This window comes from Bradyrhizobium macuxiense (genome assembly GCF_001542415.1).
GTDB lineage: Bacteria > Pseudomonadota > Alphaproteobacteria > Rhizobiales > Xanthobacteraceae > Bradyrhizobium > Bradyrhizobium macuxiense.
In genome coordinates this window covers 119,928-132,390 of sequence record NZ_LNCU01000081.1, presented here as the reverse complement: position 1 = coordinate 132,390, position 12,463 = coordinate 119,928, and the positions used below count along the sequence as shown (strand labels likewise).

7 protein-coding genes and 2 pseudogenes are annotated in these 12,463 nt (G+C 64.0%); 5 read left to right on the top strand and 4 right to left on the bottom strand.

Annotated features, from left to right (window positions below; genetic code table 11):
* Positions 1-134: 134 nt before the first annotated feature.
* Both AS156_RS23795 and trhA read right to left on the bottom strand, forming a co-directional pair.
* Positions 135-929 carry an SDR family oxidoreductase gene (locus tag AS156_RS23795; protein ID WP_066509478.1) on the bottom strand — a complete coding sequence of 265 codons (795 nt, stop codon included), beginning with the start codon at positions 927-929 and terminating at the stop codon, positions 135-137.
* A 188-nt stretch (positions 930-1,117) separates the two neighbouring features.
* Positions 1,118-1,813, bottom strand: coding sequence for a PAQR family membrane homeostasis protein TrhA (gene trhA / locus AS156_RS23790; RefSeq protein ID WP_066509274.1), 696 nt, complete (start codon positions 1,811-1,813; stop codon positions 1,118-1,120).
* Between the two features lie 178 nt (positions 1,814-1,991).
* Here trhA and AS156_RS23785 point away from each other — a divergent pair, with 178 nt between their 5' ends.
* Together AS156_RS23785 and AS156_RS23780 are read left to right on the top strand one after the other, a co-directional pair.
* The gene (locus tag AS156_RS23785; RefSeq protein WP_066509273.1) at positions 1,992-3,455 is read left to right on the top strand and encodes a YcjX family GTP-binding protein; all 1,464 of its coding nucleotides are present in this window, start codon (positions 1,992-1,994) and stop codon (positions 3,453-3,455) included.
* Positions 3,452-4,483: a YcjF family protein gene (locus AS156_RS23780; RefSeq protein ID WP_066509270.1), complete on the top strand. Its 1,032-nt coding sequence runs from the start codon at positions 3,452-3,454 to the stop codon at positions 4,481-4,483. Before AS156_RS23785 ends, AS156_RS23780 begins: the two co-directional genes overlap by 4 nt.
* A 111-nt stretch (positions 4,484-4,594) precedes the next feature.
* On the opposite strand, the gene AS156_RS23775 is transcribed toward AS156_RS23780, so the two are convergent.
* Complete coding sequence (locus AS156_RS23775) at positions 4,595-5,662, bottom strand: AraC family transcriptional regulator (RefSeq protein WP_082747695.1); 1,068 nt, start codon at positions 5,660-5,662, stop codon at positions 4,595-4,597.
* Positions 5,663-6,046: 384 nt separating this feature from the next.
* On the opposite strand from AS156_RS23775, the gene AS156_RS23770 reads away from it, so the two are divergent.
* On the top strand, positions 6,047-9,436 hold the full coding sequence (locus AS156_RS23770; protein WP_066509269.1) for an AAA family ATPase: 3,390 nt from the start codon (positions 6,047-6,049) through the stop codon (positions 9,434-9,436).
* A 48-nt stretch (positions 9,437-9,484) separates the two neighbouring features.
* Here AS156_RS23770 and AS156_RS23765 read toward each other — a convergent pair whose 3' ends face one another.
* Positions 9,485-11,047, bottom strand: coding sequence for a glycosyltransferase family 39 protein (locus AS156_RS23765; RefSeq protein WP_066509267.1), 1,563 nt, complete (start codon positions 11,045-11,047; stop codon positions 9,485-9,487).
* Positions 11,048-11,255: 208 nt separating this feature from the next.
* Between AS156_RS23765 and AS156_RS44855 the strand changes: the two are divergent.
* Both AS156_RS44855 and AS156_RS44850 read left to right on the top strand, forming a co-directional pair.
* Positions 11,256-12,178: pseudogene (locus tag AS156_RS44855) on the top strand (2Fe-2S iron-sulfur cluster-binding protein); the annotation flags it as partial.
* Between the two features lie 3 nt (positions 12,179-12,181).
* A pseudogene (locus AS156_RS44850) lies at positions 12,182-12,463 on the top strand (adenylate/guanylate cyclase domain-containing protein); the annotation flags it as partial.

Sequence of the window (12,463 nt, the reverse complement as noted above, 5' to 3'; positions counted from 1 at the left end):
AGAGCGAGACCTACGGAGATCATCTCGCCCGGGACTTACCCCTCTCCCCTACCCTCCCCCACAAGGGGGGAGGGAGCCTGACCTGCGTACTCACCTTACGCAGGTGACAAGCTTGCGTGCCCGCACACCCGTCGTCACTTCCCGTAGGTCTCGCGCATCTTGGCCTGGATCTTGGCCATGCCGCCGATCCAGCGGTCGTAGTTCTCGGTCTTCTTGCGCATGTAGCCGAGCACCTGCGGATGCGGCAGGATCAGGAACGTCTCCTGCTCGAGACCTTTCAGGACATCCCGTGCGACCTGCTCCGGCGCAAGATCGCCGTCGCCCGATTGCGGGCCCTTTGGGATCGAGCGCAGCATGTTGGTGTCGACGCCCTGAGGACAGAGGATCGAGACCTTGATGTTGTCGGCGCGGTGCGAGATCGCGAGATTCTCCGCAAAGCCCACCGCCGCATGCTTGGTGGTCGAATAGGCTGGGCTGCCGACCTGCGACAGCAGGCCCGCGGCCGAGATCGTGTTGAGGAAGTAGCCGCCGCCGCGCGCCTTCATCCGCGGCACCAGGTGCCGCGCGGCATAGACATGCGCCATCACATGGATCGCCCAGCTCCGCGACCACGGCTCGTCCGAGGTGCCGCCGGCATTCACCGACAGCGGATCGAAGCCACCGCCGATGCCGGCATTGGAACAGAACAGCGCGATCGGGCCGAACATGCGCTCGGTTTCCTCGATCACATGCAGGATGTTCTTCTCCTGACCAACATCGCATTTGAACGCCGCGCCGCCGACCGACGCCGCAACCTTCTCGGCCGCCGCATGATCGAGATCGACCACCACCACCTTGGAGGCGCCAGCGGCATGGAACCCCTCGCACAGCGCTTTGCCAATGCCGTTGCCACCGCCGGTGACCACCACGTTTTTACCAGCCACCTGCATGGCCATCCTCCCGATATCTTGATCCCAGAGCACGATCCGGAAAAGTGGAAGACAGTTTTCCGAAAGAACATGCTCGAACGAAGAAGGGTCATGATAACCCATCTTTTGCCGATGCATGATCTTTTCGAAGAGAGCGGGCGCGATTTTGCGCCTGGCGCACTTATGGGTCCCGAGGCCGCCGTTGTCCCTCAGCTCGCCAGCACCACGTCGAACACCGCAGTATAATGGCAGGCGGCGCCGAGCAGCACGAAACTGTGCCAGATCGCGTTCTGGAAGCGCAAGCGCCGCCAAGTGTGGAAGATCACGCCGAGGCTGTACAGAATGCCGCCGGCGAGCACGAAGCCGAGCGCCTTGCTCGGCAACACCTTCACCACGTCGTCGCGGAGCATGATGCCGCTCCAGCCCATCGCAAGATAGAGCCCGACCGAGAGCCGGTCGAAACGGCCTGGATAAGCGAGCTTCAGCCAGATGCCGACGATCGCCACGCACCAGACCCCGACGAGCAGCGCGATCGCGAAATAGCTGTCCTTCAATTCCACGATGAACGGCGTGTAGGTCGCCGCGATCAACAGATAGATCGCCGAGTGATCGAAGCGCCGCAGCACCCATTTGGCGCGCGACACCGGCCACAGATTGTAGGTCGCCGACAGCACCAGCATCGCCAGCAGGCCCGCGACATAGATCGACACCACGGCAACATCGAACCCGCTGGCATAGACCGAGGTCAGCACGATCAGCGCGGTGGCGGCGACCAGCCCGAAACAGACGCCGACAAGATGAACGACACCGTCGGCGATCAGCTCGGCACGGTCGTAGTTCCATAGCGCGGCGCCGGCCGCGTGGATCGAGGTCGATGCGAGTTGCTTCAGGCGGAAGATGGTCATGCCGGGACGCTTTTCTCTGTCCGATTAAACATGGGTATCGCCGGGATGGCAGCGCGTTCAAACCCCTCGCCTTCAAAGGCGCCGGAAATGTGAAGCTTGATTTTGGCCGGATAATCGCCACCTTGCGGATGACCGCCCGCCTCATTTGGCCCCTCCCGCCGGGTTTCTCCAGACCTCCATGGCCCGAAGTTTTTCCGACATCGTCGAGGAAGCGCGTCTCTCGGCGCGGGCGCTGCTCGACTATGGCGAGGGCTTGTTCAACCCGACGGTGCGGCTCGGCGTCACCGGCCTGTCGCGCGCCGGCAAGACCGTGTTCATCACCGCGCTGGTGCACGGGCTGACGCGGGGCGGCCGCTTCCCGGTGTTCGAGGCCTATGGCTCAGGGCGCGTCGCCCGCGCGCACCTTTCACCGCAACCTGATGACGCGGTGCCGCGCTTCGCTTATGAGAACCATGTCCGCACCCTGATCGAGGAACGGCGCTGGCCGAATTCGACCATCGACATCTCCGAGCTCCGTCTCGTGATCGACTATCAGCGACAAAATGGCGCGGATCGCACCCTCACCCTCGATATCGTCGACTATCCCGGCGAATGGCTGCTCGACCTGCCGCTGCTGAGCAAGAGCTACGAGCAATGGTCGGCGGAAAGCCTTGCGCTGTCGCGCGAGCCGCTGCGCGCCGCCCTCGCCGCGCCATGGCACGTGCATCTTGCAACGCTCAAACCAGAAGGCAAGGAGGACGAGCAGGCCGCGCTCGTCGAGGCCAAGCTGTTCACCGACTATCTGCGCGCCTGCCGCGACGAACGCTTCGCGATGAGCCTCTTGCCGCCCGGCCGCTTCCTGATGCCCGGCAATCTCGCCGATACGCCGGCGCTGACCTTTGCGCCGCTCGACGTCCCCACAGATGCCAGCGCGCCGGACGGATCGCTGTGGGCGATGATGCGGCGGCGCTACGAGGCCTACAAGCACGTCGTCGTCCGCCCGTTCTTCCGCGATCATTTCGCACGGCTCGATCGCCAGATCGTGCTGGCCGATGCGCTCGCCGCATTCAATGCCGGGCCGGAGGCGCTGCACGACCTCGAGGCGGCGCTCGCCGGCATCCTCGACTGCTTCCGGATCGGCCGCAGCACGATCCTGAGCGCGCTGTTCCGGCCGCGAATCGACCGCATCCTGTTCGCGGCCACCAAGGCCGACCACCTGCACCACCAGAGCCACGACCGGCTGGAGGCGGTGCTGCGGCGGATCGTGGCCAAGGCCGCCGAGCGCGCCGAATATGCCGGCGCCGAAATCGACGTCGTGGCGCTCGCCGCGGTGCGCGCCACCCGCGAGGCGCAGCTGCAGCGCGGCCGCGACACCCTGCCCTCGATCCTCGGCACGCCGGCGCCGGGCGAGGTCGCCAATGGCGAGACGCTGGACGGCGAGACCGAGGTCGCGACCTTTCCCGGCGATCTGCCCGATAATCCCGAAGCGCTGTTCCGGGGCAAATTCCGCGGCCTCTCCAGCGCCGGCGCCGGGGACGCCGACTACCGCTTTTTGCGCTTCCGCCCGCCGAAGCTGGAACGAAATGGCGATGGCGAGCCCACGCTGCCTCACATCCGCCTTGACCGCGCCCTCCAGTTCCTGATCGGAGACAAACTGCAATGAACGAGAAGACGCCTTTCCGGCGGCCGGCGACGTTCAAGCTCGACGATCCCGGCGTGGTCGTGATGGATCCGGAAGACAGCGGCCGCTTCGCTCGCGGCACGATCCAGATCGTGCCCGAGGCCGAGCCGGCGCAACTGCCCGTGACGGTCGATACGCCGCTGCTGCCCGTGCGCCGCGGCTTCCGCTGGGGCGCGCTGTTCTGGGGCGGGATCGCAGGCCTCGTGCTGCTCGGCACCGGGCTCGGCGTCATGAACCTGATCCAGGATCTGTTCGCGCGCAATGAAGGCCTCGGTTTCCTCGGGCTCGCCTTCGCGATCATCGCGGCGGTCTCGCTGGTGGTCGTCACCGCGCGCGAGGCGATCGGGCTGGCACGGCTTGCGACCATCGAGAAGCTGCATCTTCGCGCTGCCGAGGTCCTCGCCAGCGACGACCGCGCCGCGAGCCGGACGATCGTCGCCGATCTGCTCAAGCTTGCGCACCAGACCCCGCAACTCGCGCGCGCCCGCAGCACGTTGCAGAGCCACACCGACGACATCATCGACGGCGCCGACATGATCCGCCTCGCCGAGCGCGAATTGATGGCGCCGCTCGACGAGGAGGCACGGCGGCTGGTCTCGGCGGCGGCGCAACGCGTCTCGGTCGTCACCGCGGTCAGCCCGCGCGCGGCGATCGACGTGCTGTTCGTGTTCGTGTCCGCGTTGCGGTTGATCCGGCAACTGGCGCGGCTCTATGGCGGCCGGCCCGGCACGCTCGGCATGATCAGCCTGATGCGTCGGGTGATCGCGCATCTGGCGATCACCGGCGGCATGGCGGCGAGCGACAGCCTGATCCAGCAGATGCTCGGCCACGGCATCGCCGCGAAACTCTCGCAGCGGCTCGGCGAAGGCGTGCTCAACGGCCTGTTGACCGCACGGCTCGGCCTCGCCGCGATCGACGTCACCCGCCCGCTTCCGTTCAACGCGCTGCCGCGCCCGGCGCTCGCCGACCTCGCGAAAGACCTCCTGCGCAAGCGGGAGGAAGAGGAATAGGCCTCGCGCCCTTCAGGACCAAACACGAGCAGCGCTCCCGTCTACTGAGCTCATCCTCGGCCGGCGCGCCGATCGACAGTACGGTGCACCGTCAGGATCGATTTGCTCGGTTCAAACCGGCCGGCCGCCTCTCCTTTCAGCGCGACGCCGCTCGACCGATCGGAATTGCCGCGGGGTCATTCCAGTCCACCGCCCGAATGCATGGGTCAATGAGCTAACCTCCCGATAGCCCAGCAGCCACGCTATTTCTGAAACCGGCAACTCGCCGTCGCTGAGATACCGTTTGGCGAGAGCGGCCCGCAATTCGTCCAGAATTTTCGCGAAGGTAACACCCTCATCGCCGAGTTTCCGGGATAGCGTTCGAGGACTCATCCGAAGCTCGCGCGCGACTTCCGGTGCCTTGGCCCTTCCGTGTGGAAGGAGCTGCGGTACAATTCTCTCCACGTTCGAACGGATTGTGGCGCGATCTCTTGGCCGGGAAGCAAGCGCTTCTTCCGCGTATCGTCGCAGTAACTTGTTCAGATAGGGATCGCGTCCCACAATTGGAAGCGAGGCCGCTGATTGCGAAAAGATGATCTCGTCAGCATCGGCGCCAAATTCAACTTCAGTCCCAAAAAAGGTCCTGAACTCGGCCGGAGGGTCAGCACGAAAATGCCTGACTCTCAATCTCCGCGGCGCTAGCTGGTTGTCTGTCACCTGTCTGCAGATGCGCACCAGCGTAACCAGCCAGAACTCAAGGTGATGCCGGTCTGACCATCGGTCCACGTTTATGTAGTTAAGAGTAATCGTCGCTGTTCGATCCAAGCAAAAATGCAGGCGAACCCCTTCATTATTGATCTTGCTGTAGCGCTCGCAGTTGCGAAGGGCGTCCGCAAGTTGCGCCGAGGATGCAATCACATAGTAGACAAGACCAATTTCGCGCAAGTCGAAGCCGAGAGCCAAGTGAAATCCGAGAAATTCATCCCCAAGCTCTTCGGCGGCCAGTTCCAGAATCTTGATCTGGCTATGTACTTCGAGACGAGTGGTCGGGTCATCCATCTCCTGGGCGGTCAGTCCGGCCCCGGACAAAACGGGCCTCACGTCTTTGCGTAACTTGTGCAATTGAGCGCATGCCAGACGAGCGATCCCTCCGGCGGCGCTCGGTATCGTACGGAAACCCCTGGGCTTGGCAGGGCGCATGCTTCGCAACCGTCCAACATCTTGCCTACGGCGCAAAGAGACAAAATCATTGGCTCGCAATCACAAAGATTTTCTCCCAAGTGCGTCCGGGAAATCGCTAGGCTTCCTCGGCGCCGCCTGCGTCCTGTTGATTTGGGTCAAGGCGCCGGAACCGTACGGGACGCTCGGCTAACCTGTCCGCAGCGCCCGCACTCTAGAAAGAGTTGGCCGTCGTCTGCGCCGGAGGGGAACGTCAACATGACCGGCAGCCGCGATGTCGCGACAGGGTTCTCGCATTGTGTTCGCAAGCTGATCGATTCGGCGTTCGACGGTACGTCCGCAAGTCCCGATCTCCGAGAGCAAAGCGCCCACCCAGGCGACCTCCCGCGATGGGACGCGTAGCCAATGCCGTCGATCAGAGAGTGGTTGGCTTCGCTCGGACTATCCGAGTATGGGGACCGCTTTGTCGAGCACCGGATTGACTTTTCGATCCTTCGAGACCTCACGGACAAGGATCTCAAGGAGGAGCTTGGCGTCGTCCGTCTTGGAGATCGCCGGAGACTGCTCCGGGCGATTGCCAAGCTTGCCGGAGCCGCGTCCACGCCCAAGCGTGCGCCTGGATCAGAATCGGGCCCACGGGACGAAGCCGAGCGGCGTCAAGTCACCGTGATGTTCGCGGACCTAGTTGGTTCGACCGCGCTTTCGACCGGCATGGACCCGGAGGACTTGCGGGAAATAATTTCTGCTTATCAGAATTGCGTCGCCGAGGCGGCGCGACGCTTCGGCGGATTCGTCGCGCGATATGTTGGCGATGGTGTCCTCGTATATTTTGGCTATCCCCGTGCCCATGAGGACGACGCCGAGCGAGCGGTACGGGCGGGACTTGAGCTGATTACAACGGTTGCTCGGCTCAAGACGCGTGCCCCTCAGCAGGTCCGGGTCGGAATCGCAACCGGAGTGGTCGTTGTAGGGCACCTGATCCCGTCGGGTGAGTCCGAGGAGCGCGGCATGGTGGGCGAGACGCCGAATCTTGCGGCGCGCCTGCAAGGCATCGCCGAACCGAATATGGTCGTCGTCGCCGAGAGCACGCGAAGGCTTCTCGGCAGCTTTTTCCAGCTTGATGACCTTGGGATGAGGAGTCTCAAGGGCATTGCCGGGCCGGTCCGGGCGTGGGCGGTGCTCCGGGCGAGTGCCGTCGCAAGCCGCTTCGAGGCACTTCACGCGACCAGCTTGACCGCCCTCGTCGGGCGCGAAGAGGAAGTCGAATTGCTGCGGCAGTGCTTCTTCAGGGCAACGGACGGAGAAGGCCAGGTGGTGCTGCTCTCCGGCGAGGCCGGCATTGGGAAATCACGGCTTGCTGGCGTGTTCGCAGGACGTCTTGCTGGCGAGCCGCACATACGCCTACGCTATTTCTGCTCCCCGCAACACACTGACAGCGCGCTTTACCCGTTCATCGGCCAAATCGAACGTGCTGCCGGACTGGCGCGTGAGGATACCTCGCGAGTGAAACTTGACAAACTGGATGCGTTGCTCAAACAGACCGCGACATCTGCGCAAGACGCTGCGCTCTTTGCTGAGATGCTTTCGCTGCCCAACGACCGACGCTATGCCACGGTCGAACTCACTCCACAGCAGCGGCGGCAAAGAACGCTGCAAGCGCTTGCTCTGCAAGTCGAGGCCCTGGTGCGCTCCCATCCGGTACTGATGGTCTTCGAGGATGCGCATTGGTCGGACCCGACCAGTCTCGAGCTGCTGGATCGGATGATCGACCGGGTTCGGACGCTAAGTGTATTGCTGATCGTAACTTGCCGGCCGGAATTCAAGCCGGGCTGGACAGAAAGGCGACATGTGACCTTCCTTAGCCTCAATCGCCTGGTGCCCCGCGAAGTCGATGCTATCATCGACCACATCGTCGGAAACAAGCCGCTGCAGGCGAACATACGGCAGGATATCATCGAGCGCACGGACGGAATCCCCCTGTTCGTGGAGGAGATGACGAAGGCGGTGCTTGAGGCAGAGAGCGAAAGCGAAGCGCAGCGGACCGTCGCCTTGGCTCCTTCGCCGGCACTGGCGGTCCCCGCAAGCTTGCACGCATCGTTGATGGCGCGGCTCGACCGGCTCGGCCCCGGTAAGGAGCTGGCGCAAATCGGAGCGGCGATCGGACGCGAGTTCTCCCATCCTCTGTTGGCTGCAGTCGTGCGCAAGCCGGAGGCGGAGCTGCAAGCGGCAATCAATCGTCTAGTTTCTGCCGGTTTGCTGCTCCAGCGGGGTAGCGCGCCATACGCGAGCTACTCGTTCAAGCACGTACTGGTAAGGGATGCGGCCTACAGCACGTTGCTGCGCGAGCCGAGGCGCCTGCTCCATGCCAGAATTGCCGAAACTCTCGAAAGTGACTTCCCGGAAATTTCCGAGAGCCAGCCCGAGCTGATTGCGCACCATTACCAGGAGGCAGGCGATGTGGCGAAGGCGATCGGTCATTTGTCAGCCGCCGGAGACCGAGCACTGTCGCATTCAGCCCTGAAGGAGGCGCACGAGCACATTACCCAAGCCTTGCAGCTGATTTCCGCATTGCCTGACGATGACATTCGACGGCGCGGCGAGCTGAAGCTGCAAACTGCGTTAGCCCGAACGTTGCAAGAACAGAAGGGCTATGGGAACAGGCAGGTGGGCGAAGCCTATGCCATAGCGCTTGAGGCCGCGAAACGCGTGGGCGATGCAGGGATGCGTTTCGCGGCGCTCTATGGGCTGTGGGCATATCATTACCTCAGTGGTCAACCCACTGCGATGCTGGATCAAGCCAACGAATTCCTTGCCCTTGCCGAGCGCGAAGATGAAGCGGGCCCGATCATCGTCGGGTACCGCCTGGTCGGGACGTCGCGTCTGATCAACGGGTACATCACAGACGCGAGTGAAGCACTGCATCAGGCGCTTGTGCGCTACGATCCCGACGAACATGGCGCGGCCTCGCCGGTCGGGCGCAGCCTGCGGGCCCGCTTCGGCCATGATGTGGGCGTGACGATGTACTCGTATCGAGCGTGGGCGCTGTGGCTGTGCGGGCAGCCGGCGGATGCGGAGAAGGCTGCCGAAAGCGAGCTGGAACGAGGTTACGCGTTAGAGCACGATGATCAGTCGCGGCTCTATGCTCTATGGCATGCCGGCATGACCTATGTGTTGCTGCTCAATATGGACAAGGTGGCAGGCATCGGAGCTCAGCTAACGAAGCTCGCCAATGATCGGCAGCTTCCCTATTGGCAGGCACTCGGTCATTTCTTGTGCGGCTGGCATGCTGTGCGCGCGGGCCGAGCGGGAAACGCGGTCGGGCTGCTGCAGGAAGGGCTGCAGCTTTGGGCGCAAACCGGCTCACGGATATACCGCCCGATTTGCCTGGCATTCCTCGCCGAAGCCCATGCTGCCGACGACAAGCCGGACCTCGCCCATCGCATCTTCGAGGAAGCGCTTCGAACTGCAAGCGAAACCGGCGAGCGATGGGCTGAACCAGAAATCCACCGCCTGCTCGCTGATCTCCTGATCCGCCGCCAAACGAGTGCCGCCGCGATCGCCGGCTACGAGCAGGCGATCACTGTCGCCCGCGCCCAGGGATCACGATCGTTTGAACTCCGCGCGACAACGAGCCTCGCTCGTGTCTTGTGCAACCAGGGTAGGCATGCCGAGGCGCACGACCGCCTGCTGAACATCTATCGGTTCTTTGACGGAGGGTACGACGCGGCAGACTTGGTCAACGCGAGAGCCCTGCTCAACGAATTTCGGGCCGCTTCGCCACGGAGCGGCCAATGAACTGGCCGGCCATACCGCTTTCGTGGCTCCGCCAACTGAGCCGGCCTTCTACGCCGGCCTTGAATGGAAGCCCGGCGGCTTTCGGCTGCCACCTTCTCCCACAACGGGAGAAGGAAGAAGCATCACCAGCACGCGCCAGCGGAAGAAGGTGGTGTCCGGCGGCGGCGACAGATCGGGGGTCCAGCCGCTGATCTTTTCCAGCGAATAGGTGTCCATCACGGTGCCGCGCCAGCTCCGCACCACGCGCTCGAGCGGCTGCCGCACGGCAGTGGTCTCGTTCCACAGCGGCAGATTGTTCTCGGGCTCGCGTCCGACATAGATGCCGACATGATCCCTGATCATGGTCATGCCGGGATCGGCAAAGCCCTGGTAGCGGCCGCGCTCGTTGATCTCGACCACCGGCACCCGTCCGCGCAGGAACCAGCGCAGCATCGCATAGGTGCGGTAATCCGTGGTCGCGACCCAGGTCGCGCCGGTCGCCTTGAGCTGCGCCTCGGTGCGCGCCGCCACCAATTCATAGCCGGCCTCGGTGCCGATCGGATCGGTATGGCCGGTCAGATTCCAGGGCACCACCATGTAATACAGGAACACGCAGACGACGAAGGCGATGCCTGACGTGACCGCGGTCCGCGCCCAGAACGCGGTCGACTTGACGAGCCAAACCGACCAGCCCTCGAACGGCATCCGCGTGACATTGATGGCAACGGCCGCAAAGCCGGCCGGCCACAGGAACATCGGCCAGGTGTCGCCGACCCGCAGCGTCAGCGACTTCCAGAGGAAGTACGCAAACGGCACCAGCACCGCCATCGACAGCAGGATCCCGATAGGCTCGCGCTTGCGATAGCCGCGCCATGCCGTCAGCGCCGTGCCGAACAGTGTGACCGGCAACAGGACGAAGCCGACGAGACCGAACTGCATGCCGACAAACTCGCCCAAGGTGCGAAGCGAGAATGCGCCCTCCGTCGTCGCCCGCACCGCCTGGAAGCGGAACGACGCCCAGTCATGCTCGGCATTCCAGATCAGCACCGGCGAGAACACCGCGATCGCGATCACCGCGGCGAGATATGGATATGGGCTGCGCAACCAGCGCCACCGCCAGTCCGGCACCAGTGCGAAGGCGAGCACCGCCGGAGCAAGCATCACCGTGGTGAATTTCGACAGCAGCGCCAGCCCGGCGAACAACCCCGTGGCGAGCCACCAGCGCCCGTCATTGCTTTGCGCGAGCCGCACCAGCGACCACAGCATCGCCACCGCGAACGGGATCATCGCGGTGTCGGGCGCGACCTTGGCCATCAGCAGTCCGTAATAGAGCGCAGCCTCCGGCAGCAGCAGCGCCAGGATGACCGCGCGGACATTGTTGGCGGTGACGCGGCGGACGATGTCGGCAAGCAGGAGCTGCATCACCAGCATCGCCACGATGCCGCTGAAGCGGGCGCCGAGATTGGTGTCGCCGAAGATCGCGGTGCCGAAGCGGATGAACCAGGCGATCATCGGGGGATGATCGAGGAACGACAGCACATGTTCCTTCGACCAGGTCCAGTAATAGGCCTCGTCGGTGCGCAGATCGAGCACAGAGGCATAGACCAGCCGCATCGCGGTCATGGCGACCATGACAGCGATGACGCCGCGCCACCGGGGCGCGCGCGACCGGACCGGCTTAACGTTGATGTTATCGGCGGAGGCTATCGTCACGGCGCGCTTTTTGTTCGACTCTTGCAAGGGTGTCAACGTGTTACGGCGCCCGTTATCACCCCTCGCGCCGGCCCGTAGTGGTGTTCACCGCGGGAATTAAACACTAGACTTGCCAATCATGACTCACATGCCACCCCCTTCGCGTGAACATTTGCAGGAGATGGTCCGCGGTGTCGGCCTGCGGCAGGTCCGCCTGGTCAGCGGCGCGATCATGTTCGCCTACTTGCTCAGCCATTTCCTCAACCACGCGCTCGGCAATATCTCGATGCACGCGCTGGCGGTCGGCGTCCATTACCACACCGAGTTCTGGCAGTTCCTGCCGGTGGCGATCGTGTTCTACGGAGCCTGCCTGGTGCATGGCTCGCTCGGCATCTGGGCGCTGTACCAACGCCGCGAGTTCCGATGGAAGGCGGTCGAGCCGCTGCAACTCGTGCTGGGCCTGAGCATCCCGATGCTGATCGTCAGCCACATCGTCGGTGTACGGCTCGGCCAAACCCTTTTCGGGCAGGAGAAGCTCTATCCGCAGGAATTGTACACATTCTTCGTCGGTTCGCCGGACCGGCTGTGGACAATGCTCGCAGTGCTGATCGTCGCCTGGATGCATGGCTGCATCGGCCTTTATTTCTGGCTGCGGCTACAACCGTTCTTCAAACGCGCGGCACCGTTCCTGCTCGCCGCCGCCGTTCTGATCCCGACACTGGCGATGCTCGGCATCTACCAGGGTGGCCGCGCCACGATGGCCGACGCGAACGATCCTGCCTGGCGGCAGCGGGAGCTGTCGATCCGGCATCTCGGGACACCGGCTGAGGGCGAGATGCTCGACACCATCACGAACGGCCTGACGATCGGCTATCTCGGCCTGCTCGGCCTTGTCGTGATCGCACGCGGCGCGCGCGCCCTGCTGGAACGCCGCGGCGGCATGGTCGCGCTGTCCTATGGCAACGGCCGCACGGTGCGGGTGCCGAAGGGCTGGAGCGTGCTGGAGGCCAGCCTGCGCAACAATGTGCCGCATGCGAGTGTCTGCGGCGGCCGCGCCCGCTGCTCGACCTGNNNCCTGCCGCATCCGCATCGTCGGCGACCACGCCGCGCTGCCCGAGCCCTCGCCGCGCGAGGCCTTCGTGCTGCACCGGGTCGGCAGCGAGGATCCCTCGATCCGGCTGGCCTGCCAGTTGCGGCCGACCGCCGACTTGACCTTCTTCCAGCTGTTCCTGCCGCACACGATGTCGGCCAATGCGCACGCCACGAACCCGGCGCGGATCGGCCAGGAACGCTATCTCGTCAGCATGTTTGTGGACATGCGCGGCTCGACGCGGCTCGCCGAGAAGCGGCTGCCGT